The sequence below is a fragment of the Aurantimonas sp. A2-1-M11 genome (assembly GCF_036549475.1).
In the GTDB taxonomy this organism is placed as follows: Bacteria; Pseudomonadota; Alphaproteobacteria; order Rhizobiales; family Rhizobiaceae; genus Aurantimonas.
In genome coordinates this window covers 39,632-63,924 of the sequence record NZ_JAZHLI010000011.1, presented here as the reverse complement: position 1 = coordinate 63,924, position 24,293 = coordinate 39,632, and the positions used below count along the sequence as shown (strand labels likewise).

Below are 24,293 nucleotides of genomic sequence, written 5' to 3'. Positions count from 1 at the left end.
GGACCGAACAGAGCCGGGCCGCTCCGGGCGGTCAGTCGTCGCCGGGCTGCGCGACCGTGTAGTTGAGGCCGAGGCGGCCGCCATCGGCGTAGAGCGTCTGGCCGGTGACGTAGCTGGCCTCTTCGGAGGCCAGGAACGCGGCCAGCGCCGCGATCTCCGCCGGCTCGCCGATACGGCCCAGCGGCGTGCGCGACAGGATGCGCCGCGAGGCGTCCTTGTCGGCGACGACCGAGCGCAGCATGTCGGTCATGATCGAGCCCGGCCCGATGGCGTTGACGCGGATTCCGTAGGGGGCAAGCGACTGGGCCATCACCTTGGTGAGCTGGTTCATGCCACCCTTGGAGACCGAATAGCCGACCTGGTCGGGCAGGGCGAAGACGGCGTTCACCGACGACATGTTGACGATCGACCCCGGCGCGCCGCCGTCCTTGACCTTCTGCACCAGATGGCGGGCGACCGCCTGGCCGCACAGGAAGGCGCCCTTCAGATTGACGTTCAGCACCTTGTCGAAGGCTTCCTCCTCCAGATCGAGGAAGTCCGCCTTGTGGACGATGCCGGCATTGTTGACGAGAATGTCGATGTCGCCGAAATCGTCGAGGGCGGAGGCGACCAGATTGTGGACATGCAGCCGGTCGGCGACGTTGCAGACGACCGAGCGGATCTCGCCCAGTTCCTTCAGCTCGGCGGCGGTCGCGAGGCCGGCCTTCTCGTCGACATCGGCAATGATCACCCGGACCCCGTCCCGCAGGAACCTTCGGGCGATGGCCTGACCGATTCCCTTGGCGCCGCCGGTGACGATCGCGACCTTGCCTTCGAGTGCCATGGCGCTTCTCCTTTGACATCAGAGCCGCGAGCGACGCGGCAACCGGCACTCCATAGCAGAACGCAGGGGCGGGGGCACGGCGTCAGGCTGGGTCCAGACGGCGGTGGTTAAGTTCCAGCCCCGGCCCGGGATTGCCAGCCCGGCACGGGATTGAACGCCGCATGGGCGCCGACTAGTGTCGTCCCATTCCTTCCCATCGTGCGCATGTCGTCGAGGGGCTCTTTGCAAATGGAGTGACCGTCCTTGGCCAGCGCGATCGAACAAAGCGTCAGGCGCGCGCTGCAGAAGGGCAATGCCGCCGATCCGGACTTTCGCCTCGTGGTCTACGAGGCGGCCGAGCGCGCCATCCTGCGCGTGCAGACGGCGCAGCCCGGCAACGAGGCGGAAACCGACCGCAAGCGCGAGCAGCTGATCGCCGCGATCGAGGCGATCGAGGCCGAATATCCGGCGCCGTTCGACCATGCGGACGATGCGGACCCGGATGGGGCGGATGTCCCGGTGTCGGCTGACGCCGAGCCGGGCGGCGCTCCGCAGGAACCGGCCGAGCCTGAGCCGCAGCCGGAGGACGGGACGCCACCGGCCGGGGACGATCGCGAGACCGACGACACGGCGGCGGGCATGGCTGCCGCACCAGGCACGCCGGACGCGGCCGTCCCGTCGGCGCCGGCCGCCGGGGCACGGCCTGCGCGCGACCGCTGGTCGCCCGACTACAAGCCGAAGCGCAAGCTTCCCTGGAGCCAACGCAGCAACAAGGCGGTGGGGGCGGTCATCGTCGTCCTCCTGCTGCTGCTGGTCACGGCGGCGATCTGGATCGTGCTGCCGCTCTTGCCCGGCACGCCCCAACGCGAGGCGACCGAGGCCGAGGGCCCGACCATCGCCGAGACGATCGACGCGGCGAATGCCGATCCAGCGCTCGGCGGCCGGCCCTCGGCGGACCAGTGGATCGACGTCTTCGCCGGGACCGAACTGGAGAAGATAGCCGCCCAGAGCGGCGCCAGCGCCAGCGCGGTCGCCGGCACCGGGGGGCGCATGGCGGTGCAGATCGCTACGCCGGCCGAGGGCGACGGGTCGGAGATCGGCCTGGTCATCGGCGCCGGAATCGTCGACGAGATCGCCGGCCGCCTGACCCGGGCCGAACTCACCGTGGGCTCGCCCGACGAAGCGCCCCGCGAATTCAGCGTGAGCTGCCTGTTCGGCGGCGAGACGGTGTGCGGGCGCCAGCGCTTCCAGGTGGATGCGGCGGAGCAGACCTTCGTCTTCGACATGGAGGTGCCGGCGGCGGCCACGGGCGCTGCCCGGCTGGCGATCGATCCGCAGATCGGCGCCGGCCCCAACGATCTGAATGTCTACGGCTTTCGTGTCCAGCAGATCGACTAGCGCCGGAGCTCCCCGGCCGGCGAGAGCACCAGACATCGTCAACCGTCATGTGACGGCGACAAACCGGCGCTACGAGGTGCGGATGTCGTTCCGCTCCAGCCGCCGATTCGCCGCCGCCGCACAGGTGCCTTCATGACCGTCCCGGAGGGATCGGAGGAGGAACCCGTGGTGGCGCGGGCCCGCACCGTGCGCGCGCGGCCGGTGGCGTTCGTCCTGGCCATCGGCCTGGGGACGCTGGCGCTGGCCGTGCCCGAAGCGGCGCTCGGCTGCCTCGCGGTGTTTCTTCTCGCCATGGCGGTGTTCTACCTGCCGCCGCGGGCCGACCGGCGGGGGCGGGGCGCCTCTGCCGCCGACCGCCCGGAGCTGGTCTGGCCGGGGCGGGGGGTGAAGTCCGTCGCCGAGGCGCTGCAGCAGCCGGCCTTCATCATCGACCGCCAGATGCTGCTGCGCTACCGCAACCCCGCCTCGCTGATCGGCTTCGGCAACATGGCGCTCGGCGACGCGCTGTCGCTGCGATTCCGCTCGCCCGAGTTGCTGGCGGCCGTCGAGACGGTGCTGCGCGACGCCCAGCCCGGCCGGGTGACGATCGAGGAGCGCCGTCCCGTTGAGCGGGTCTGGCAGGTCGAGATCCTGCCGATCCCGCCCTATCAGGGCGAGCGGCCGCATTTCTACCTGATCCTGTTCAGCGACCGGACCGCCGAATTGCGCATCGAGCGCATGCGCACCGACTTCGTCGCCAATGCCAGCCACGAACTGCGCACGCCGCTGGCCTCGCTGTCGGGCTTCATCGAGACGCTGCTGGGCCCGGCCAGGGACGACGCAGTGGCGCGCGAGAAGTTTCTCGGCATCATGCGCGAACAGGCGACCCGCATGTCGCGGCTGATCGACGACCTGTTGTCGCTGTCACGGGTCGAGATGAAGCGCCACGTGCCGGTCTCGACCATGGTCGACCTGACGGCCGTCCTGCGCAAGGTGGAGACCCAGCTGGAGCCGATGGCCGAACAGCTTGGCCTGGAACTCGCCCTGGACGTGCCGGAGGAGCCGGTGGTGATCGCCGGCGACGAGGACGAGCTGATGCAGGTATTCTCCAACCTCGTCGAGAATGCCTGCAAATACGGCGAGAGCGGCACGCGGGTGGAGATGTCGCTGACGCGCACGGTCGAGCGCGGCGAAACCTATGTCGACGCCGCCGTGCGCGACTTCGGGCCGGGCATCGCGGCCGAGCATGTGCCGCGGCTCACCGAACGCTTCTACCGGGTCGATCCCGGCCGCTCTCGGGCCAAGCGCGGGACGGGGCTCGGCCTGTCGATCAGCCGCAACATTCTGCTGCGCCATCGCGGCCGACTCCTGGTCGAGTCCACCATCGGCGTGGGCTCGGTCTTCACCGCACGCCTGCCCCTGCCACGGGGCGAATCCGGGGTCACCGGAAATTCTTCATCATAAACAGCCGCTTGCACTGTCATAAAGATGCAATCTGCGTGTCATATAGGGTTCTTCCAGCGCCGTTAGAGGTGTCCTCGAACCGCAGCCGCCAAGCAGGGTGGCAACGAAAAGCTCGGTTCGACAATGAAACTCCACAAGGAGACTCACCCGTGAAGAACACGCTCATCGCCGGCCTCGCGCTCGGCACGGCCCTTTCTCTCGTCGGTCATGCCGGCGCCCAGAGCCGCGACCAGATCCAGATCGTCGGTTCCTCGACGGTGTTCCCGTACACGCAGGCAGTCGTCGAGCAGTTCGCGAACGAGTCGGGCATGACCGCCCCCGTTCTCGAGTCGACCGGAACCGGCGGCGGCATGCAGATCTTCTGCGGCGGCATCGGCGCACAGACGCCCGACATCACCGGCGCTTCGCGCGCCATGACCGAATCCGAGTGGGAGCTCTGCAAGAAGAACGGCGTCACCAACGTGACCGAAGTTCTCCTCGGCAATGACGCCCTGTCGCTCGCGATGGCCCGCTCGGGCGCCGACGTCCAGGTCACCAAGGCGCAGCTCTTCCAGGCCCTGGCCGGCGAGGTCGAGGTCGACGGCGAGATCGTGCCGAACCCCTACATGAACTGGAGCGAGATCGATTCCTCGCTGCCCGACCAGCCGATCCTCGTCTACGGTCCGCCCCCGACGTCCGGCACCCGTGACGCCTGGGTCGAGCTGGTGATGGAAGAGGGCTGCGAAGCCTTCCCGGCCATCGAGGCTCTCGAGGAAGAGCGCAAGGAAGAAGTCTGCCAGCGCATGCGCACCGACGGCCCGTTCGTCGAAGCCGGCGAGAACGACAACCTGATCGTCCAGCGCCTGACGTCCGATGACAATGCCCTCGGCATCTTCGGCTACTCGTTCCTCTTCGAGAACCAGGACACGCTGAAGGCTGCCTCGATCGACGGCGTCGTGCCTTCGGAAGAGACGGTTGCGTCCGGTGAGTACGGCGTGTCGCGCCCGCTGTTCATCTACATCAAGAACGACCATCGCGAAGCCATTCCGGGCCTCCAGGATTTCGTTGCCGAGTACGTCAGCAGCGAAGCACTGGCCACCGGTGGCTACCTCGAGGAGCGCGGCCTCGTCCCGCTGTCGGCCGAGGAACTGGCGAAGGTCCAGGAAAACGCCACCGCCGGCAAGGCGATGGAAAACCCGTCCTGAAGCTGACGTCTTCATAGAACGACCCGTCTGCCGGCCATTTTGGCCGGCAGACATCTTCAGGGGATCAGCGCCTTGCCACTTTCCTACGTCTTTCTCATTCCCGTCGTCTTCGCCTTCCTGGCTTTCGGCTACGCTGCGCGACGTGCCAAGACCATTCCGAGGGGCGAGGAAGGCAAGCTGCACTCCCTGCCGAAATATCACGGCTACCTGGTCGCCCTCAGCGTCCTCGTCCCGAGCCTGGTCCTCATCGTCGGCTGGCTGATGCTGGCGCCGGTGGTCCTGCGTTCCGTCGTCATCTCGGCCCTGCCGGACCTGATCCGCGACGCCGCCACGCCCGCCCAGCTAAGCCTTCTGGTCAGCCAGGTGCAGCAGGCCGCGAGCGGAACGACCTTCGGCACGCCAGAGCCCTACATTCTCGAAGGTGCCCAGACGCTGGTCGCCGCCCAGCAACTGTCCAGCTGGCTGCTGCCCGTCGCGGTCGTGGCGGTCTGCATTCTGGCCGTGCTCCTGATCCTGCCCCGCATTTCGCTGCGCTTCCGGGCGCGTGAGAAGACCGAGCGGGTCATTCGCGGCATTCTCATCGTCTGTGCGACCGTCTCGATCCTGGCGACCGTCGGGATCCTCGTGTCGCTGGTCTTCGAGGGGTTCCGCTTCTTCTCGCTGGTGCCGGTGACGGAGTTCCTGTTCGGCACGCGCTGGGACACGCAGATCGCCATCCGGCCCGACCAGGTCGCCTCGTCTGGCGCATTCGGTGCAATCCCCGTCTTCGCCGGCACGCTGATGATCGCGCTGATCGCCATGGCCGTGGCGACGCCGGTCGGCCTGTTTGCCGCGATCTACATGGCGGAGTTCGCCTCCCAGCCGGTGCGCAGCGCGGTCAAGCCGCTGATCGAGGTGCTCGCCGGCATCCCGACGCTGGTCTACGGCTTCTTCGCCGTGCTGATCGTGTCTCCGGCGATCCGCGAGTTCGGCGCCTCGATCGGTGTCCCGGTGTCTCCCACCGCGGCGATCGTGCCGGGGCTGGTGATGGGCGTCATGCTCATCCCGTTCATCTCCTCGCTGGCCGACGACGCCATCAACGCGGTGCCCACGTCGCTGCGCGATGGCTCGCTGGGGCTGGGCGCCAACCGCAACGAGACGGTGACCAAGGTCATCCTGCCGGCGGCGCTCCCCGGTATCGTCGGCGGCATCCTGCTGGCCACCAGCCGCGCCATCGGCGAGACCATGATCGTGGTGATGGCGGCGGGTCTGACCGCCAATCTCACTGCCAACCCCCTCGAGGGCGTCACCACCGTCACCGTGCAGATCGTCACGCTGCTGATCGGCGACACCGCCTTCGACAATCCGAAGACGCTGGCTGCCTTCGGCCTCGGCCTCAGCCTGTTCATCGCCACCCTGGCGCTCAACCTCCTGGCTCTCGGGATCGTCAGAAAGTATCGGGAACAATATGACTGACACCACCCTGGACGGTATCGCCACGCTGCCCGAGAACGATGTCCGGACGGCGATCCGCAACAGCCTGAAGACCCGTCGGCGCAAGCAGACGCGGCTGCGGATCTACGGTCTTGCGGCGATCATCTTCGCCCTGTCGATGCTGGCCGTGCTGGTCGGCTCGGTGATCATGACGTCGCTGCCGGCCTGGACGCAGACGCAGGTGCGGATCGACGTCACCGTGCCGCCGGAGGCTGCCGAAGGGGTCAACGTCCGGCCCGGACCGCTGGCCGACGAATCCATCCTCAAGCTGTTTCCCGAGGCCCAGGAGCGCGCGGATCAGCGCGCGGTCACCTCGATCCTGAGCAACGGGGCGCAATACATCATCCGCGACACGCTGGAAGCCGGCACGCTGCAGCCGGGCGAGACGCTGTCGCTGTGGGTGCCGGTCACTGATTCCTACGAACAGCTCTATGAGGGTGTGATCACCACGGCCCAGCCGGAGAACCGGCGGCCGCTGAACGACGAGGCGATTTCCCGGTTCCAGACGCTGCAGGCCGAGGATCGCATCCGCTCGACCTTCGCCTGGGACCTGTTCACCTCGGCAGACAGCCGCTTCCCCGAGATCGCGGGCCTGCGCGGCGCCATTGTCGGCTCGTTCTACCTGCTGCTCATCTGTCTTCTGGTCAGCGTGCCGCTGGGCGTCGGGGCGGCGGTGTACCTCGAGGAATATGCCAGCAAGAACAAGTTCACCGACTTCATCGAGATCAACGTCAACAATCTCGCCGCCGTACCCTCGGTGGTGTTCGGCCTTCTCGGCCTGGCCCTGTTCATCGGCTTCTTCGGCATGCCGCGATCGGTGCCGCTGGTCGGCGGCCTGGTGCTGGCGCTGATGACCCTGCCGACGATCATCATCACCACGCGCAGCGCCCTCAAGGCGGTGCCACCGTCCATTCGCGAGGCCGCCCGCGGCGTCGGCGCGTCGGACATGCAGGTGATCGGCCACCATGTCCTGCCGCTGGCGGCCCCCGGCATCATGACCGGCGTCATCATCGGCCTGGCGCAGGCGCTGGGCGAGACGGCTCCGTTGCTGCTGATTGGCATGAACGCCTTCATCGTCGCCGCGCCGGACAGCTTCATGGAAGCCTCCACGGCGCTCCCGACCCAGATCTTCATCTGGTTCGACAGCCCGGAGCGCGGCTTCGTCGCACGCACAAGTGCCGCGATCTGCGTGCTTCTCATCTTTCTTTCGCTCATGAACATCACTGCGATCATCTTGCGTCGTCGCTTCGAAAGGCGCTGGTAGAATGCAACGGGACACCACCATGATGGAAAACCTTCAGTCGTCGCTCAACAGAGGTCCTGCCGTGCAGCCAAAAAGTGCGACCAAGATGCAGGCCGAGAAGGTGTCGGTCCACTACGGCACCAAGCAGGCGCTGTTCGATGTCGACCTCGAGGTGCTGGAACGCGAAGTGACTGCGCTGATCGGCCCGTCCGGCTGCGGCAAGTCGACCTTCCTGCGCTGCCTGAACCGGATGAACGACGCCATCGCGTCGGCCAGCATGACCGGCAAGATCACGCTCGACGGCGGTGACATCTATTCGCCCGACCTCGACGTGGTGGAACTGCGGGCGCGGGTCGGCATGGTCTTCCAGAAGCCCAATCCCTTCCCGAAATCGATCTTCGACAATGTCGCCTACGGCCCGCGGATCCATGGTCTGGCCCGCAACAAGTCGGAGCTTCAGGACATCGTCGCCACCAGCCTTCGGAAGGCCGGCCTGTACGAGGAAGTGAAGGATCGCCTGGACGAGGCCGGCACCGGCCTGTCGGGCGGACAGCAGCAGCGCCTGTGCATTGCCCGTGCCATCGCGGTGTCGCCCGAGGTGATCCTGATGGACGAGCCCTGTTCGGCGCTCGATCCGATCGCGACCGCCAAGGTCGAGGAACTGATCGACGAGCTCAAGCAGAACTACACCATCGTCATCGTCACCCATTCGATGCAGCAGGCCGCGCGCGTCTCGCAGCGCACCGCGATGTTCCATCTGGGCAATCTCGTGGAAGTCGGGCCGACGGAGAAGATGTTCTCCAACCCCGACGACAAGCGCACCCAGGATTACATCACCGGCCGCTACGGCTGATCGACAGGAGGAAGCGGCCATGGTCATGTCCGAACACATCGTCACGTCCTACGAGGACGAGCTGAAGCTGATCGTCCGCCGGATCTCCGAGATGGGGGGCATGGCCGAGCGGATGGTCGAGCAATCCGTCGCCGCGCTGATGCGCAGCGACTGGGGCCTTGCCCAGTCGGTGGTCGCAGACGACGTGCTGCTGGACGAGGCGCAGCGCACGCTCGACGAGCGGGCGATCCTGACGATCGCCAAGCGCCAGCCCATGTCCGTAGACCTGCGCGAGATCGTCGGCGCGATCCGCATCTCCAACGATCTGGAGCGGATCGGCGACCTGGCCAAGAACATCGCCAAGCGGGTGATCGCGGTGCACGACCATGCCCAGCCGGTCCAGCTGGTGCGCGGCATCGAGCACATGTCGGAACTGGCGCTCGAACAGCTGAAGGAAGTGCTCGACGCCTATGGCGAGCGCGACTCCGAACGGGCGCTGGCGGTGCGCGACAATGACGAGCAGATCGACGCCATGTACACGTCGATCTTCCGTGAGCTGCTGACCTACATGATGGAGGATCCACGCAACATCACCTCCTGCACGCACCTTCTGTTCAGCGCCAAGAACATCGAGCGGATCGGCGACCACGCCACCAACATCGCCGAGACGATCTACTACATCGAGACCGGCCAGCAGATCGCGGACGAACGTCCGAAGGGCGACAAAACGGCGACGATGACGCAGCCCGTGCTGAACGCCCAGGATCGCGAGGTCTGAGATGAGCGCACGGATCGTCGTCGTCGAGGACGAGGAGGCCCTCGGGATCCTCCTGCGGTACAATCTCGAGGCCGAGGGCTATGTCGTCGACGTCATCGACCGGGGCGACGAGGCCGACATCCGGCTGAAGGAAGAAGTCCCGGACCTGCTGATCCTCGACTGGATGCTGCCGGGGCTGTCGGGTGTCGAGCTGTGCCGCCGCCTGCGCCAGCGCGAGGAGACCGAGCGCCTGCCGATCCTCATGCTGACGGCGCGCGGCGAGGAGAGCGAGCGGGTGCGCGGGCTTTCGGTCGGCGCCGACGACTACGTCGTCAAGCCGTTCTCGACGCCGGAGCTGATCGCCCGGGTTCGGGCGATGCTGCGCCGGTCCAAGCCGGAGAAGATTTCCAGCCAGCTCGTCGCCGGCGACATCGACCTCGACCGCGAGACGCACCGGGTGAGGCGCGGCGGCCGCGAGATCAAGCTCGGGCCGACGGAGTTCAAGCTGATGGAATTCTTCATGCAGTCGCCGGGCCGGGTGTTCTCCCGCGAGCAGCTGCTGGACGGCGTCTGGGGCCGGGACATCTATGTCGACGAGCGCACCGTGGACGTGCATGTCGGGCGCCTGCGCAAGGCGATCAATCGCGGCCGGCAGCGGGACCCGATCCGCACCGTGCGTGGCGCCGGCTACGCCCTCGACGAACAGTTCAGCGCATCCAAGCCCGTCGCGGCGCCGGCGCGCACGCGGGTCGGTGCGGGCGCCTGACACCGGGCCGCCCGCACCCGGCAGACATCACGGCATAGAAGACACCCCGCGCGGCCTGGCCTCGCGGGGTGTCTGTCGTTTCGACCGAAAGGGAGGCGTCAGCGCGAGCGGCGACGATCCGAGAAGGGCTGGAAGGCGAGCTTGGCGTGATAGGCGCAATAGGGCGAGGAATCGCGCGCGCTGTTGCCGCAGAAATGGAAGTCCGGCTTCATCGGGTCGCCGACCGGCCATTTGCAGGTGGTCTCGCTGAGTTCAACGAGGCTGAGCTTGCGGGCGATCGGCACCACTTCGGCGCTTTCGCGCGTGTGCGGCTCGGCGACCACCTCCAGCTCTTCCTCCGGCTCCATCTTGAGCGCGGTGGCGCCCATGGTGCGGGGCATGGCGCGGCCGGGGGCCTGCGCGGAGGCGGCGACGAGGCGTGCGGGCACGACCATCTCGACGGTCTCGACCTCGGCGGCACGGCGCGGGGCAGGGCGTTCGACCGCCACCGGCTGCGCCACATTGGGCTGGCGGGCCCGCGATTCGAGTTTCAGGCGGTGCACCTTGCCGATCACGGCATTGCGGCTGACGCCGCCGAGGCGATCGGCGATCTGGCTGGCACTCAGGCCTTCGGTCCAGAGCTGCTTCAACAGCTCCACGCGTTCGTCAGTCCAGCCCATGGCAAGCTCCTTTCGGCATGGTCGCTGCGGCTGGAATCCCTCCACGAGCGCGACGGCTGACCGCGCCAGAACGCACAAGATATATTGAGGAACTAGGTCCGCCGCACGAAATCTAGTATGTTGACGCCAAGATAGCCCAGCCGCGGACTCGCTGACAAGGCTCGCCCGGGACGCAGGGGAATCGTTTGAGTGTTTTCCCCAGCCTTTGTGGCCGCCGGTGACGTCACGCGAGCGTATGGACCACAAGCGGGGCGAAAATGCGGTTCGATTGACACTGCGTCGGCTCCCCATGGTATAGCGAAGGTTCCGAAACCTCGGAAAACACCCGAAAGCCTGCCCCATCGGCAGGCTTTGGTGTTTCAAGCATCCCGCCCCAGCGGTTCGCCCTGCGAACCGGTTTTCGCAACCACAACCGGATCGGACATCCACGATCCAGCAAAGTCAAAGGCCATGGCTGACACGACGGACCATTCCTCGCCGCTCTTCGAGACCTATGCGCGCGCCGACCTCGCCTTCGAGCGCGGCAGCGGCGTCTGGCTGGAGACGCGCGACGGCCGACGCTACATGGACTTTGGCGGCGGCATCGCAGTGAACTGCCTGGGCCATGCCCATCCGCATCTGGTCGAGACGCTGAAGGCGCAGGCCGAGAAGCTGTGGCACGTCTCCAATCTCTACGAGATCCCGGACCAGCGGCGGATGGCCGAGCGGCTGACGGCGGCGACTTTCGCCGACCGCGCCTTCTTCGCCAATTCCGGTGCCGAGGCGGTGGAATGCGCCATCAAGACGGCGCGGCGCTATCATTACGTGAACGGCGCGCCCGAGCGCTATCGCATCCTCACCTTCGAGGGGGCGTTTCACGGGCGTACGCTGGCCACGATCGCGGCCGGCGGCCAGAAGAAATATCTCGAGGGCTACGGCCCGAAGGTCGACGGCTTCGACCAGCTGCCCTTCGGCGACCATGACGCGCTGCGCGAAGCGGCGGCGGGTCCGGAGGTCGCGGCGATCCTGATCGAGCCGATCCAGGGCGAGGGCGGCATCCGCAGCGTCCCGCCGATGTGCCTGACGGGCCTGCGCGAACTCTGCGACACGCTGGGCATCCTGTTGATCTACGACGAGGTACAGACCGGCGTCGGGCGCACCGGCAAGTTCTTCGCCTACCAGCATTCGGGCGCCGCGCCCGACATCCTCGCCTCGGCCAAGGGCATCGGCGGCGGCTTTCCGCTCGGCGTGTGCCTGGCGACGGAAGCGGCGGCCAGCGGCATGACACCGGGCTCGCACGGCACGACCTATGGCGGCAGCCCGCTGGCGATGGCCGTCGGCAACGCGGTGCTCGACGTGGTGCTGGAGGAGGGGTTCCTGGACCATGTGCGGGACATGTCGCTGCAGATGAAGCAGTCGCTGGCGTCACTGTCCGACCGCTATCCCGACGTGATCGAGGCGGTGCGCGGCGAGGGGCTGCTGATCGGGCTCAAGGCCAAGGTGCCGAATGTCGAGCTCGTCGCGCAGATGCGCGAGAACGGACTTCTGGCGGTGCCGGCGGGCGACAATGTCGTGCGCCTGCTGCCGCCGCTCAACGTCACCGCGGACGAGGTCCGGCAGGCGATGGATCGGATCGAGACGGCGGTGTCGGCATTGTCGCTCGGCAACCGGCGCAAGAGCGCGTGAGGCAACAATGACGATGGCAAACGGCCCGAAGCACTTCCTCGACATCGCCGCCGTCCCGAGCCGCGACCTGCACGCCATCATCGACGACGCGGCCAGGCGCAAGGCGCTCGGCCGCGACGGCCCGCAGCCGCTGGCCGGCAAGGTGCTGGCGATGATCTTCGACAAGCCCTCGACGCGCACGCGGGTCTCCTTCGACGTCGGCATGCGCCAGCTCGGGGGCGAGACCCTGTTCCTGTCCGGCACCGAGATGCAGCTCGGCCGCTCGGAGACCATCGCCGACACGGCCCGGGTGCTGTCGCGCTATGTCGACGCGATCATGATCCGCACCACCACCCACGACCGGCTGATGGAAATGGCGGAATTCGCCACCGTCCCGGTGATCAACGGCCTGACCGACGACACCCATCCCTGCCAGATCATGACCGATCTTCTGACCTTCGAGGAAAAGCGCGGTCCGGTACGCGGCAAGACCTTCGCCTGGACCGGCGACGGCAACAACGTGCTGTCCTCCTTCGTCGAGGCCTCGGCGCGGTTCGACTTCGCGCTGAAGATCGCCACGCCGGCCGGGTCGGGACCGGACATGCGCTTCGTCGAGCGGGCTCGCAATGAGGGGGCCTCGATCCTAATTACGCAAGACCCGGTGGAAGCGGTGACCGGCGCCGACTGCGTCGTTACCGATACCTGGGTGTCCATGGGCCGCGAGGAACAGGCGCGCGGCCACAATGTCTTCATGCCTTATCAGGTCAACGAACGCCTGATGGCGCACGCCAATCCCGAGGCACTCTTCATGCATTGTCTCCCTGCCCATCGCGGCGAGGAAGTGACCGACGCGGTCATGGACGGCCCGCAATCGGTGGTCTTCGACGAGGCCGAGAACCGTCTCCACGCGCAGAAATCCATCCTGGCCTGGTGCTTCGACGCGCTGGGGACCGAACTGTCCGCGGGGCAGCGCCGTGGCTGATCCGCAGAAGGCGCTCGGCGAGTTCAACTTCGCCGGCGACGACGCCGTCGTGCCGTTCGCTGTCGAAGGCCTCGATGCGCGCGGCCGGGCGGTGCAGCTCGGACCGATGCTCGACCAGATCCTCGGCCGGCACGATTATCCCGAGCCGGTGGCGCGGCTTCTGGCGGAAATGGTCGTCCTGACCGTGCTGCTCGGCACGTCCCTGAAATTCGACGGCAAGTTCATCGCACAGACCCAGACCGACGGGCCCGTCGACCTTTTGGTCGTGGACTTCACCACGCCGTCCAGCGTGCGCGGCTATGCTCGCTTCGACGCCGACAAGCTGGCGGCAGCCGTCAGCGTCGGCGCGACGTCGTCGCAGGCGCTGCTGGGCAACGGCATCATGGCGCTGACCGTCGACCAGGGCGAATACACCCAGCGCTACCAGGGCATCGTGGAACTGGCCGGCTCGTCCATGGAGGAGGTCGCCGAGGCGTATTTCCGCCAGTCCGAGCAGATCCCCACCGCGGTCAAGCTGGCCGTTGCGCGGATCGCCAAGCGGGGCGAGAGCGGCTTCGTGGAAAGCTGGCGCGCCGGCGGCCTGGTGGCGCAGTTCCTGCCGGAATCGCCGGACCGGATGCGCATGCCGGACCTGCCGGGCGGCGATGCGCCGGAAGGCGTCGAGGATGCCATGGCCGAGTTCGAGCCGGACGATTCCTGGGTCGAGGTGCGGGCGCTGGTCGACACGATCGAGGCGTCGGAACTGGCCGATCCGGATGTCGGCGTCGAGCGGCTGCTGTTCCGCCTGTTCCACGAACGCGGCGTGCGCGTGTTTCCTGCCAATCCGGTCGCCGACGACTGCTCATGCAACCGCGAGCGCATCAAGGACGTCCTGTCGAATTTTTCGGCCGAGGAGATCACCGACAGCGTCGAGGACGGCGCGATCGCGGTCACCTGCGAGTTCTGCGGCGAATCCTACCGCTTCGATCCGTCGGAATTCACCGCTGGCGCGGGGGTGTCGGGCGAGGATACGCCGGGCGAGGGCTGAGGCGGGGGCGCGGCCGGCGCGCGCCGGCTCGAACCGTGGCCCATGCGGCTACCGGCGGCGGAACCGTCGCCGGATGTCGTCTGAAAAGCCGCAAGGAAAGCGGCCTAACCGCGGCCCATGTCCGAGGGTGAACCCGGGCGCACATCCGGCATGTCCCACTCTTCCGTCGGAAGGCTCGGCAGGTTGTCGAGGACCGCAAGCGCGGCATCCGGGTTTCCACGGGTCGCGCGCTGTCGCATGAGTTCGAGTTCCTTGCGGTGACGCAAGGCATCGGAAACGATCACGCCAATCAAGGTGTCGAGGGACGTTCCCTCCTGAAGAGCAACCTGCCGGGCTTCGTCGAGGACGTCGTCCGGCAGGTGCACGGCACGCTGGTTCATGTCGATGTCCTTCCCATGCGAAGCTCCCGAACGAAGTCTGACGCGGTTCTGGGGGTTATCCCGAATGCGGCGACGTCCGGATGCATGAAGTGTCTGTCGTCAGTGACGATAACACGTGCTCCTGCCGCAAGCGCGCATTCGATGAACAGGTCGTCTTTCGGGTCATCCAGGAAAGGTCGGAACCGGAACCGCGGGTACGTTTCGCGGGCCATCATAGCCAATGCATCCAGGATGGTGTTGACTTCTCGCGCTCCGATCCCAAATCCCTCGAATGACGAGGGGCGTTTCAGAACGTCATCGTATTCCAGCATGACCGCAGGTGTTGCAGCTAAGGCCACGTCTTCGGTGAGCATGGCTTTCAGGATGTAACCCGACGCGCCCTTGTTCGAACGCAGGCCTCGCAGAATGACGTTCGTGTCGGCAACGATCATGTGCGGCTTTCGATGCTGCGGCGATGCGATCGCATTGCTGATCTCGACGACGTTGCCAGCGCCTGCCGCGCCTAGCCACCGCTAAGCGTAGCGACGCGTGCCACCCGCTCGCGCTTCAGTTACGGCAATCGCGTTGTCCAAGACTTGGCGCGCAAAGCGTCGCAGTGCGAGACCGTCGGATCCATCCCGTTCCGCACCTCGATAGCCCGTCGAGATCCCTGCGCAGGACCGGCGCGTCTAAGGTCAGTTCAGCACCCGCTGGCGGGCCGGCAGGTCGAGGGAGAAGGCCGGGATCTCGACATCGACGATCGTGCCGTCTTCCTGCTCCATGCGGTAGTGGCCGTGCATGAAACCGGACGGCGTGCCCAGCGGGCAGCCGGAGGTGTAGGTGAAGCTGTCGCCCGGCGAGAGCACCGGTTCCTCGCCGACGACGCCGGGACCGCGGACCTCCTCGACATGGCCGTTGGCATCGGTGATGTGCCAATATCGTGATCGCAGGCAAGCCGTTTGCCGGCTGCCGTTCTCGATCTCGACCGTGTATGCCCAGACCCAGCGTCCGTCGTCCGGCATCGACTGGTCTTCCAGATAGGTCGGGGTCACGGTGACCGTGATGCCGTGCGTCGTCGCCCTGTACATGGCCTTACCTGATTGACGTGTCGCGTCGGCGTATACTTATCGCGGCGCGCCCCGTTCGGGTCAACGGCGCGATTGCAGCGTGGACGGAGAATACGAGTGCTCGACGGTGTCCTGAAACGGCAGATCGACCCGCCGATCGACTGGCTGGCCGCGGGCCTGACTCGGCTGAACATCGGCGCCAACACGGTGACGATCGCCGGGCTGGCGCTGGGGCTTGCCGCGGCAGTGGCAATCGCATCCGGCGCGCTGATGGCCGGACTGGTGCTGATCCTCTTGTCGCGCCTGGCCGACGGGCTGGACGGCGCGGTGGCCCGGCTGACCCGGCCGACCGATTTCGGCGGCTATCTGGACATCGTCTTCGACTTTCTGTTCTACGGCGCGATCCCGCTCGCCTTCGCGGTGCTCGATCCGCAGGCCAATGCGCTCGCCGCGGCGATCCTCCTGATGAGCTTCTACGCCAATGGCGCGAGCTTCCTCGCCTATGCGGTGATGGCCGAAAAGCGCGGCATCGCGACGGAGCAGCGTGGCTCCAAGTCGCTCTACTTCACCACGGGGCTGGCCGAGGCCAGCGAGACGATTGCCGTCTTCGTGCTGTTCTGCCTGCTGCCGCAGCATTTCGCGGTGATCGCCTGCATCTTCGCGGCGATGACGGCCTGGACCTGTGGCTGGCGCGTGTGGCTCAGCTTCCGGACGTTTGGGTGACAGCTACCGGGCGGTCCGCGCCACGGCCGAGCTGTCCGCGACCGGTTCGGCCAGATGCGCATCGGGCCATGCCGTATGGTCGAGGTCGAGGTCGGGAAACCTGGCAGGGTCGAAGACCGGCCGCAGCACGCCGGCCTTCAGCTGCGCCCTGAAGTCGTTCAGGACCCGCATGAGCACCGGGAACAGCATCATGATCGCGATGAGGTTGACGAGCGCGAGGACGCCCATCAGCGGATCCGAGAAGAAGAACACGGCCGTCGCACCGGGCGCGGTGGCGCCGAGGAACACGATCCCGACGATGGCAATTCTGAGGATATGCAGCGAGGCCGGGTGGTTCGTCATCACCCCGAGCGCCACCTCCCCGAGATAGTAGTTGTAGATGATGGAACTGAACGCGAAGAGCAGGATGGCGAAGGTCAGGTAGTACTGCGACCAGTCCCCCAGATGGCTCACCAGCGACTGCTGCGTCAGCACGACGCCGTCGATCTCGGCGCCCGGCGAATAGACCGGGCTCAGGAGGATGACGAAGGCGGTGCACGAGCAGATGATGATCGTGTCGATGAAGACCGAGAAGGACTGCGTGATCCCCTGGCTGATCGGGTGGCGTACCTGCGCCGTCGCGGCGACGTTCGGCGCCGACCCCAGCCCCGCCTCGTTGGAGAAGAGGCCGCGCCGCAGCCCTTGCGCGATGGCAGCCCCCATGCCGCCGCCGACCGCCTCCTCGAACCCGAAGGCGTTGGAGACGATCATCCAGAGCACGCCCGGCAGTGCGGTGATGTTGAGGAGGATGATGACGAGCGCCATGGCGATGTAGCTAACCGCCATGATCGGAATGACGACGTCGGCCACCTTGGCGATGCGCTTGATGCCGCCATAGACGATGAAGCCGGTGATCACGGCGAGCAGCAGCGCGCTCCAGATGCGGGCGATGCCGAGGCTGTCGTTGGCCGCCCCGGCGAAGGTGTTGCCCTGGAAGGCGTTGAAGCCGAACGCGAAGGACAGGAGCAGGCAGACGGCGTAGAGCACCGCCAGCCAGCGGTACTGGTGCCCGAGCCCGTAGAGGATGTAGCCCGCCGGGCCGCCCTTGTAGGTGCCGTCATCGGCTGGCCGCTTGTAGAGCTGCGCGAGCGTGGATTCGACGAGGCTCGTCGCCATGCCGACGAGGGCGATCGCCCACATCCAGAACACCGCCCCGGGTCCGCCGAGCGTGATCGCCACCGCGACCCCCGCGATGTTGCCGCCGCCGACCCGGCCGCCGACCGAGATGAGCAGCGCCTCGCGCGCACTGATCGCGTTGGGATCCCCGGTCTGGTTCTTCGACGACAGCACCCGGAACATCCGTCCGAAGAACTCGAACTGGACGAAGCCCGTCATGGCCGTGATGAAGAGGCCGAAGATCACCAGGATCGGGATGAGCGCCCATCCCCAGGTGAGGTCCTCGATCAGTCGGAAGAACCCGTAGATCAGTTCCATGCGCACGCTCCTGGGGCAACGGCCGGTTGCCCACTATGTCCGGCGACCCGGTCCCCGACAAGGCGGGATCTCTCGTCGGGAGCAGGAGGCGTGCCGACGAGGCAGCGGATCCAGGACGCCCGCTTTCGATGCGGCGGAACATTCCGCACCCGGAATGTCCCGGCCGATCGTGTTGCGCCGGTGGCTAATGCCACCGGATTCCGGGTCAGACCGCCGCGAGGGCGCCGGCGATGTCCTCGAGGAGGTCGTCGACGTCTTCCAGACCGATCGACAGGCGCAGGAGACCGTCGCCGATGCCCAGTTCGCCCCGCGCCTCGGGCGTCAGGTTCTTGTGGGTCGTGGTCGCCGGGTGGGTGATCAGGCTCTTGGCGTCGCCGAGATTGTTGGAGATCAGGACGATCTCCAGCGCATTCGAGAAGCGGAAGGCCGCCGCCTTGCCGCCTGCCACCTCGAAGGCGAGGAGGGTCGAGCCGCCGGTCATCTGGCGGGCGATGATGGCCGCATCCGGATGGTCGGCGCGGCCCGGATAGATCACCTCCACGACCTTGCCGCTCTCGGCCAGCGTGTCGGCGATGCGGGCGGCCGAACGGGTCTGCTGGGCGACGCGCAGGGGCAGCGTCTCCAGGCCCTTGAGCAGCGTCCAGGCATTGAAGGGCGAGAGCGAGGGGCCGGTGTGGCGGAAATAGTCGTGCAGGTTCTCGTCTATCCACTCCTTCGAGGACAGGATCACGCCGCCCAGGCACCGGCCCTGGCCGTCAATGTGCTTGGTGGCCGAATAGATGACGACGTCGGCGCCGAGCTCGAGCGGACGCTGCAGCATGGGCGTGGCGAAGACGTTGTCGACCACCAGGGTGGCGCCGGCGCCGTGGGCGATCTCGGCGACTGCGGCGATGTCGATCACCTCCAGCGTCGGATTGGTCGGCGTCTCCATGAAGAAGACCCTGGTCTCGGGCCGCACGGCGGCGCGCCAGGCGTCGAGGTCGCGGCCGTCGACGAGGGTGCAGGACACGCCGCAGCGCGCCAGCACGGTCTCGACCACGTAGCGACAGGAGCCGAACAGGGCGCGGGCGGCCACGACATGGTCGCCGGCCTTGACCTGGCACTGCATGGCGGCGGCGACCGCGGCCATGCCGGAAGCGGTGGCGCGGGCATCCTCGGCGCCCTCGAGCGCCATCATGCGCTCCTCGAACATGCGGGTGGTGGGATTGCCGTAGCGCGAATAGATGAAGCCGGGCTCTTCGCCGCGGAAGCGGGCCTCGGCGGCTTCGGCGGTGGGATAGACGAAGCCCTGCGTCAGGAACAGCGCCTCGGAGGTCTCCCCGAAGCCCGACCGCGTGGTGCCGCCATGGACCATGGCCGTGGCCGGCCGCAATTTTCGCCCCGTCTCGCTCTTCTTCAGCATGGATCGTCTCCGAACAACAAAAACCGGCTGTCGCGTCGCCGCAAAGCCGGTTCGTCGGGAGGCACGATCGCCAATACGTCAGAACGGCCCTTTAGCGACTTCTTTAACGTGGCTGCAAGCCGGCCGGCCAAATCACCACTTCGGCTTTGCAAATAGACCCGTTCCCGCTAGGCGTCAATCCGGGAGCGCGGCGCCATGGCCGGCGACGCGCACGCAGGGACGATCATGACGGGACAGGCGATGTCGCATACCCAGATGCCGGGCGGAATCCTGCCCGACGCTCAGATTGCAGGGCTGTTTACGGCCGGCGCGGTCACGGCGCCGGTAGCGCGCGACGACGACCAGATCCAGCCGGCGAGCCTTGACCTGCGGCTCGGGCCGAAGGCCTACCGGGTGCGCGCGAGCTTCCTGCCGGGGCAGGGGCGGTCGGTGGTCGACAAGCTGGCGCGGTTCTCGCTGCACGAATTCAGCCTCGCCGAAGGGGCGGTGCTGGAGACCGGCTGCGTCTACGTGGTGCCGCTGCTGGAGCACTTCCGGCTGCCGGCCGACATCCGCGCGACGGCCAATCCCAAATCCTCCACCGGGCGGCTCGACATCTTCACGCGGGTGCTGGCCGACGGCGCCCAGGAATTCGACAAGCTGCCGGCGGGCTACGAGGGGCCGCTGTATCTGGAGATCTCGCCGCGGACCTTCCCGATCCTGGTGCGGCAGGGCTCGCGGCTGTCGCAGATACGCTTCCGCGGCGGCGAGCCGCTCCTGAACGAGGGCGAATTGTCGGCGCTGCACGAGACGCAGGTGCTGACCACGGCGGCCGAGGCGAACATCTCCGGCGGCGGCATCGCCCTGTCGATCGATCTCGTCGGCAACGAGGCGGGCCTGGTCGGCTATCGCGGCAAGCGGCACACCGGCGTCGTCGACGTCGACAGGCGCGGCGCCTATGCGCTGGCCGATTTCTGGGAGCCGGTGATGCGCTCCAAGACCGGCGAGCTGGTGCTCGACCCGGACGAATTCTACATCCTCGTCTCCAAGGAGGCGGTGCATGTGCCGCCGGCCTTCGCCGCCGAAATGACGCCCTTCGACCCGCTGGTCGGCGAATTCCGCGTCCATTATGCCGGCTTCTTCGATCCCGGCTTCGGCCATTCCGCCGCCGGCGGGGCGGGGAGCCGCGCCGTGCTGGAAGTGCGCAGCCACGACGTGCCCTTCATCCTGGAGGACGGGCAGATCGTCGGGCGGCTGGTCTATGAGCGCATGCAGGCGCTGCCCGACAAGCTCTATGGCAGCGACCTGAAGTCGAACTACCAGGCGCAGGGGCTGAAGCTGTCCAAGCACTTCGTCTGAGCGCGGACATTGCGCCGGCGGCCCCCGTCAGGCGATCGCTTCGCGGCGGTCGCGGGACAGTCGCAGGATGGTGACGGCATTGGTGGTCAGAACCAGAAGCTCGGCCAGCGCCGCCCCGACGGAGCCGACGAGGACGTTGCTGGCGACCCAGCAGGTGGCGGCCGCCGCCAGCAGCAGGCGCATGGGAATGCCGTCGAGCATGAACATGGCGATGGTGCCGAGGAGGCCCGCCGTCAGCGGAATGACGTCGAGCGGCTGCTCCCAGCCGATCCAGCTCACCAGCCCGGTCGCCGCAAGCATGGTGGCCATGATCGGCCAGCTTCCCTTGTAGCGGCGCGCCAGGAGGATGCGCAGGATGATCAGCGCGCTGATCGCGCCGGCGACCCTGGCGCCGAACAGGAAGAACTGCGCCGCGAAGGCCACATTGGCGAAGACCAGGAGCAGCAGCAGGCGGTCGTCGCGCTTGCTGGCAAAGGCCATGACGCAGATGACCAGCGCGGCAAAACCGGTGGCCTGGCCGGCGATGAAGTGGATGTCCCAATATTCCAGGGGTGATCTCCCGGGCGATCGTCCGCCGGGCCGCATCGGGGCATCCGCCGGTCTGTGAGAAGAAACTTGGGCCTTGGCCCTTGCAGCTATGGCTGGAACGCCCGGCCTCGCCTATATTGGTGTTCGACGGGCTGCGCGGTGCGCCAGGAGTAACATATTCTCGGGGCCTTAGTCATTCCTAGGGAGCTGTCCCTGCCTTGGCCCGTGGGCCTGGGGCACACGGCGCCCACCTACTCTGTAGGTTCCCGGGATCGACATCTCCATCGGCCGGGTGGCTCGTCACCATCCACTTTTCCCGGCCATCTTTCCGGCCCCGCCTTCGGGCAGGCCACTTTCCTTCCGCCGCGAAATCGTCCACCTCTGCCCGGCAAGGGGGAGTGACCATGGACGAAGCGAAAGACGCCAAGGCGCGCCTGCGGACAGCGGCGCTGGCCCGGCGCGACGCCATGCCGGCGGACGCCCGCATCGAAGCCTCGCTGATCGTCGCCGACCGCTGCGCCGACCTCCTGCCGGTCACGCCCGGCATGGTCGTCTCCGGCTTCCTGCCGATTCGCTCGGAAATCGACATCCGACCGCTGATGATGCAGCTCGCCGACCGCGGCGCCCGGCTCTGCGTGCCGGCGATCGTCGACGGACGGCTGCAGTTCCGGCACCTGGTGCGCGGCGCGCCGCTGGAGCCGCAGGGCTTCGGCACCTATGCGCCGGGGGCGGAGGCGGCGGTGCTGGACCCCGAACTGATGCTGGTGCCGCTGGCGGTCTTCGACCGGACGGGCGGCCGGATCGGCTATGGCCGCGGCTATTACGACAGCGCCATCGCCGCACTGAGGGACAAGGGCGCGCCGCCGATCCTGGCCGCCGTCGCCTTTGCCGTGCAGGAAACGGACTTCGTGCCGATGGAGCCCCACGACGTCCGCCTGCCGATGATCGTTACCGAGCGCGAGACGATCCGCCCGCCAGCCGATTGATCAGCGCCTGTTCTTCTCGCGGCCGAGGATCAGCGCCCAGTAGGGCTCGCCCTTCGGACCGGTGGCGGCGGCGAAGCCGATCTCGGTGACGTTGGCGTTGAGGAGATTGCGGCGATGGCCGGGCGAGCCCTTCCAGCCGGTGATGACGGCCGGCGTCGAGCGGTAGTTCCAGCCGAGATTTTCCGACACGGCCGCCCAGTCGTAACCGAAGGAGGCGACGCGGCTGGGCAGGGCGCCGTCCAGCGAATGGCTGAGATTGCCCCGCGCGGCCATGGCGCGGGCCTGCCGCTCGGCCGCCTCGCCGAGCACGGCGTCGAAGCGCACCGCGCCGAGGCCGTTCTCGGCCCGGAAGGCGTTGATCGAGGCGAGCGCCACGTTGCGGTCGACGCTGATCACGCGGGTCGATCCGATGTCGACCGAGCCGGTGGACCCGACGCAGGCGGCCAGAAGCGCGATGGGCAGCAGCGCGAGGAGGCGCAGGACGGGCACGCGGCGTGCGAGGCGGGAAAGGATCATGGCGTGCGGTGTCCTGTCGTTTGCGCCGCCCGGCCGGCGGCATGCTGGATCGGCGTTCGGCGGCGCGCCGCGGCCTTGTGTCGGCGCGTGCGAACCGACCCGTCTGCCTTGCCGATCATGATGTCGGGGAATGCTCACCGGACCATGAATCGTGTCGCCGGTACCGGTACCGGCTCATGATGCGGGGCCGTTGCGGCGTCCCTGACAGGGCAATCCGGCCGATTTTCGACGCGATTGCGCCGGGGACGTGGTGACGCGTCGTTGGCAGGGACAGCGGGGTGATGGTGGCTGGGACGCTTTTGCGGCGCCCGCGGCGGCATGGCCGTGCGAGTTGACGGGGCCGGCGGCATGGGTCAAGCGGATCGCTGCCGGTCTGCCGTCGGGGCGTGCCGGCGCGGCAGGATGCCGCGAGAAGCCCAGCAACAGGCGAGCGCGATGCGATTTCTCTTTCTCGGCGACATGGTCGGCCGATCCGGCCGGACCGCCGTCTTCGACAGGCTGCCCGGGCTGATTTCCGACTGGAAGCTCGATTTCGTGGTCGTCAATGGCGAGAATTCGGCCGGCGGCTTCGGCATCACCGAGGAGATCTTCGAGCGCACGCTGGAGGCGGGAGCCGACGCGGTGACCACCGGCAACCACGTCTGGGACCAGCGCGAGGCGCTGGCCTTCGCCGGGCGGCAGGACCGCTTCATCCGGCCGGCGAACTATCCGCCCGGCACGCCCGGACACGGCTCCGGCCTGTTCGAGGCCAGGAACGGCGCCCGGGTGCTGGTCGCCAACATCATGGGCCGGGTGTTCATGCATCCCGATCTCGACGATCCCTTCGCCTGCGCCGACACGCTCGTCTCGGCCTGCCCGATGGGCGAGCAGGCGGATGCCGTCATCATCGACTTCCACGCCGAGGCGACCAGCGAGAAGCAGTGCTTCGGGCATTTCCTCGACGGGCGCGTCAGCGTCGTGGTGGGCACCCATACCCATGTGCCGACCGCCGACCACCAGATCCTCGTCGGCGGGACGGGCTACCAGTCCGATGCCGGCATGTGCGGCGACTACGATTCCTCGCTCGGCATGGAGAAGGAGGAACCGCTGAACCGCTTCGTCACCAAGGTGCCGCGCGGCCGCTTCGACGCGGCGCAGGGGCCGGCGACCATCGCCGGGCTGGCGGTGGAGATCTCCGACCGCACCGGGCTGGCCGAAAAGGTCGCGCCGGTGCGCATCGGCCCGCGGCTGGCGGAGGCGATGCCGGATTTCTGGTGAGGCGATCCGCTCAGCCTTCCAGATTGCGGCGCGAGGTCGGGCGCGGCCCGAGCCGGTCGAGGGCGTCGGCATTGTCGCGCCCCCAGGCATAGAGCAGTTCGACCGGCTCGACGAAGCGCCGGCCGAGATCCGTGAGCCGGTACTCGACCGCGGGCGGGACCGTGCCCGCGACATGCCGGGTGACGAGGCCGCTCGCCTCCATCTCGCGCAGGGTCTGGGTAAGCATCTTCTTGGAGATGCCCGGCAGGCTGCGATGCAGGACACCGTTGCGCGCGCGCCCGTCATGGCGGGCGTGGAGCGTATGCAGGATCATGCTCGTCCATTTGGCGGCGAACAGTTCGAGCACCCGGCGGGGAGCGCATCCTCGCGGCACGCGGCTTCGTCACTGCCTGGTTCCATGGTGGTGACCTTCTGGTGCCTATGTCCCGGATTGG

General features: G+C 67.5%; 25 protein-coding genes, 1 other RNA gene and 1 riboswitch. Of the genes, 16 read left to right on the top strand and 10 right to left on the bottom strand.

Annotated features, from left to right (window positions below):
• Nucleotides 1–31: 31 nt before the first annotated feature.
• A complete protein-coding gene (locus tag VQ042_RS07445) occupies nucleotides 32–823 on the bottom strand; it encodes an SDR family NAD(P)-dependent oxidoreductase (protein WP_331817116.1) in 792 nt (263 codons plus the stop codon).
• A 243-nt stretch (nucleotides 824–1,066) separates the two neighbouring features.
• Between VQ042_RS07445 and VQ042_RS07440 the strand changes: the two genes are divergently transcribed.
• The 8 genes from VQ042_RS07440 to phoB all read left to right on the top strand — a co-directional run bounded on the left by VQ042_RS07440 (nucleotide 1,067) and on the right by phoB (nucleotide 9,898).
• Nucleotides 1,067–2,200 carry a hypothetical protein gene (locus tag VQ042_RS07440; RefSeq protein ID WP_331817114.1) on the top strand — a complete coding sequence of 378 codons (1,134 nt, stop codon included), beginning with the start codon at nucleotides 1,067–1,069 and terminating at the stop codon, nucleotides 2,198–2,200.
• Nucleotides 2,201–2,332: 132 nt separating this feature from the next.
• Nucleotides 2,333–3,643: an ATP-binding protein gene (locus VQ042_RS07435; protein ID WP_331817112.1), complete on the top strand. Its 1,311-nt coding sequence runs from the start codon at nucleotides 2,333–2,335 to the stop codon at nucleotides 3,641–3,643.
• A 149-nt stretch (nucleotides 3,644–3,792) separates the two neighbouring features.
• A complete protein-coding gene (locus VQ042_RS07430) occupies nucleotides 3,793–4,827 on the top strand; it encodes a substrate-binding domain-containing protein (RefSeq protein ID WP_331817110.1) in 1,035 nt (344 codons plus the stop codon).
• 72 nt (nucleotides 4,828–4,899) lie between these two features.
• Nucleotides 4,900–6,282 (top strand): phosphate ABC transporter permease subunit PstC, encoded by a 1,383-nt coding sequence (gene pstC / locus VQ042_RS07425; protein ID WP_331817108.1) that lies wholly within the window; start codon nucleotides 4,900–4,902, stop codon nucleotides 6,280–6,282.
• Complete coding sequence (gene pstA, locus VQ042_RS07420) at nucleotides 6,275–7,564, top strand: phosphate ABC transporter permease PstA (RefSeq protein ID WP_331817106.1); 1,290 nt, start codon at nucleotides 6,275–6,277, stop codon at nucleotides 7,562–7,564. Before pstC ends, pstA begins: the two co-directional genes overlap by 8 nt.
• Nucleotides 7,565–7,586: 22 nt before the next feature.
• The gene (gene pstB, locus VQ042_RS07415) at nucleotides 7,587–8,396 is read left to right on the top strand and encodes a phosphate ABC transporter ATP-binding protein PstB (protein ID WP_331817185.1); all 810 of its coding nucleotides are present in this window, start codon (nucleotides 7,587–7,589) and stop codon (nucleotides 8,394–8,396) included.
• Nucleotides 8,397–8,415: 19 nt separating this feature from the next.
• Nucleotides 8,416–9,153: a phosphate signaling complex protein PhoU gene (phoU, locus tag VQ042_RS07410; protein ID WP_331817104.1), complete on the top strand. Its 738-nt coding sequence runs from the start codon at nucleotides 8,416–8,418 to the stop codon at nucleotides 9,151–9,153.
• Between the two features lies 1 nt (nucleotide 9,154).
• Entirely contained in the window at nucleotides 9,155–9,898 is a 744-nt protein-coding gene (phoB, locus tag VQ042_RS07405; protein WP_331817102.1) for a phosphate regulon transcriptional regulator PhoB, read from the top strand.
• 98 nt (nucleotides 9,899–9,996) lie between these two features.
• On the opposite strand, the gene VQ042_RS07400 is transcribed toward phoB, so the two are convergent.
• Nucleotides 9,997–10,557 carry a GcrA family cell cycle regulator gene (locus tag VQ042_RS07400; RefSeq protein WP_331817100.1) on the bottom strand — a complete coding sequence of 187 codons (561 nt, stop codon included), beginning with the start codon at nucleotides 10,555–10,557 and terminating at the stop codon, nucleotides 9,997–9,999.
• A gap of 450 nt (nucleotides 10,558–11,007) precedes the next feature.
• Between VQ042_RS07400 and VQ042_RS07395 the strand changes: the two genes are divergently transcribed.
• From VQ042_RS07395 to VQ042_RS07385, 3 genes are read left to right on the top strand one after another with little or no spacing between them, the layout of a single operon-like run.
• Nucleotides 11,008–12,222 carry an aspartate aminotransferase family protein gene (locus VQ042_RS07395; protein ID WP_331817098.1) on the top strand — a complete coding sequence of 405 codons (1,215 nt, stop codon included), beginning with the start codon at nucleotides 11,008–11,010 and terminating at the stop codon, nucleotides 12,220–12,222.
• 7 nt (nucleotides 12,223–12,229) lie between these two features.
• Nucleotides 12,230–13,183 carry an ornithine carbamoyltransferase gene (gene argF / locus VQ042_RS07390; protein WP_331817096.1) on the top strand — a complete coding sequence of 318 codons (954 nt, stop codon included), beginning with the start codon at nucleotides 12,230–12,232 and terminating at the stop codon, nucleotides 13,181–13,183.
• A complete protein-coding gene (locus VQ042_RS07385; RefSeq protein WP_331817094.1) occupies nucleotides 13,176–14,210 on the top strand; it encodes an Hsp33 family molecular chaperone in 1,035 nt (344 codons plus the stop codon). Before argF ends, VQ042_RS07385 begins: the two co-directional genes overlap by 8 nt.
• A 104-nt stretch (nucleotides 14,211–14,314) precedes the next feature.
• Here the strand turns inward: VQ042_RS07385 and VQ042_RS07380 are convergent, their stop codons facing one another.
• The 3 genes from VQ042_RS07380 to apaG all read right to left on the bottom strand — a co-directional run bounded on the left by VQ042_RS07380 (nucleotide 14,315) and on the right by apaG (nucleotide 15,657).
• Entirely contained in the window at nucleotides 14,315–14,590 is a 276-nt protein-coding gene (locus tag VQ042_RS07380; protein WP_331817092.1) for a hypothetical protein, read from the bottom strand.
• Nucleotides 14,587–15,021, bottom strand: coding sequence for a putative toxin-antitoxin system toxin component, PIN family (locus tag VQ042_RS07375; RefSeq protein WP_331817091.1), 435 nt, complete (start codon nucleotides 15,019–15,021; stop codon nucleotides 14,587–14,589). The genes VQ042_RS07380 and VQ042_RS07375 overlap by 4 nt, the downstream gene beginning before the upstream one ends.
• A 243-nt stretch (nucleotides 15,022–15,264) precedes the next feature.
• Nucleotides 15,265–15,657, bottom strand: coding sequence for a Co2+/Mg2+ efflux protein ApaG (apaG, locus tag VQ042_RS07370; RefSeq protein WP_331817090.1), 393 nt, complete (start codon nucleotides 15,655–15,657; stop codon nucleotides 15,265–15,267).
• A 96-nt stretch (nucleotides 15,658–15,753) separates the two neighbouring features.
• On the opposite strand from apaG, the gene VQ042_RS07365 reads away from it, so the two are divergent.
• Nucleotides 15,754–16,359: a CDP-alcohol phosphatidyltransferase family protein gene (locus VQ042_RS07365; protein ID WP_331817089.1), complete on the top strand. Its 606-nt coding sequence runs from the start codon at nucleotides 15,754–15,756 to the stop codon at nucleotides 16,357–16,359.
• A gap of 3 nt (nucleotides 16,360–16,362) precedes the next feature.
• Here VQ042_RS07365 and VQ042_RS07360 read toward each other — a convergent pair whose 3' ends face one another.
• A complete protein-coding gene (locus tag VQ042_RS07360; protein ID WP_331817087.1) occupies nucleotides 16,363–17,832 on the bottom strand; it encodes an alanine/glycine:cation symporter family protein in 1,470 nt (489 codons plus the stop codon).
• Nucleotides 17,833–18,037: 205 nt separating this feature from the next.
• The gene (locus VQ042_RS07355) at nucleotides 18,038–19,234 is read right to left on the bottom strand and encodes an O-succinylhomoserine sulfhydrylase (RefSeq protein WP_331817085.1); all 1,197 of its coding nucleotides are present in this window, start codon (nucleotides 19,232–19,234) and stop codon (nucleotides 18,038–18,040) included.
• Nucleotides 19,235–19,305: 71 nt separating this feature from the next.
• Nucleotides 19,306–19,383, bottom strand: a riboswitch (SAM riboswitch).
• Between the two features lie 91 nt (nucleotides 19,384–19,474).
• Between VQ042_RS07355 and VQ042_RS07350 the strand changes: the two genes are divergently transcribed.
• Nucleotides 19,475–20,572, top strand: a complete 1,098-nt coding sequence (locus VQ042_RS07350) for a 2'-deoxycytidine 5'-triphosphate deaminase (RefSeq protein ID WP_442880056.1) — start codon at nucleotides 19,475–19,477, stop codon at nucleotides 20,570–20,572.
• A 27-nt stretch (nucleotides 20,573–20,599) separates the two neighbouring features.
• On the opposite strand, the gene VQ042_RS07345 is transcribed toward VQ042_RS07350, so the two are convergent.
• On the bottom strand, nucleotides 20,600–21,157 hold the full coding sequence (locus VQ042_RS07345) for a YgjV family protein (protein WP_331817083.1): 558 nt from the start codon (nucleotides 21,155–21,157) through the stop codon (nucleotides 20,600–20,602).
• A gap of 89 nt (nucleotides 21,158–21,246) precedes the next feature.
• On the opposite strand from VQ042_RS07345, the gene ssrS reads away from it, so the two are divergent.
• Nucleotides 21,247–21,403: non-coding RNA, 6S RNA (ssrS, locus tag VQ042_RS07340), on the top strand.
• 101 nt (nucleotides 21,404–21,504) lie between these two features.
• Nucleotides 21,505–22,086: a 5-formyltetrahydrofolate cyclo-ligase gene (locus VQ042_RS07335; RefSeq protein WP_331817081.1), complete on the top strand. Its 582-nt coding sequence runs from the start codon at nucleotides 21,505–21,507 to the stop codon at nucleotides 22,084–22,086.
• Here VQ042_RS07335 and VQ042_RS07330 read toward each other — a convergent pair whose 3' ends face one another.
• On the bottom strand, nucleotides 22,087–22,602 hold the full coding sequence (locus VQ042_RS07330) for a CAP domain-containing protein (RefSeq protein WP_331817079.1): 516 nt from the start codon (nucleotides 22,600–22,602) through the stop codon (nucleotides 22,087–22,089).
• A gap of 435 nt (nucleotides 22,603–23,037) precedes the next feature.
• Between VQ042_RS07330 and VQ042_RS07325 the strand changes: the two genes are divergently transcribed.
• Nucleotides 23,038–23,859: a TIGR00282 family metallophosphoesterase gene (locus VQ042_RS07325; RefSeq protein ID WP_331817077.1), complete on the top strand. Its 822-nt coding sequence runs from the start codon at nucleotides 23,038–23,040 to the stop codon at nucleotides 23,857–23,859.
• A gap of 10 nt (nucleotides 23,860–23,869) precedes the next feature.
• On the opposite strand, the gene VQ042_RS07320 is transcribed toward VQ042_RS07325, so the two are convergent.
• Nucleotides 23,870–24,205, bottom strand: coding sequence for a winged helix-turn-helix transcriptional regulator (locus VQ042_RS07320; protein ID WP_331817075.1), 336 nt, complete (start codon nucleotides 24,203–24,205; stop codon nucleotides 23,870–23,872).
• Nucleotides 24,206–24,293: the final 88 nt, after the last annotated feature.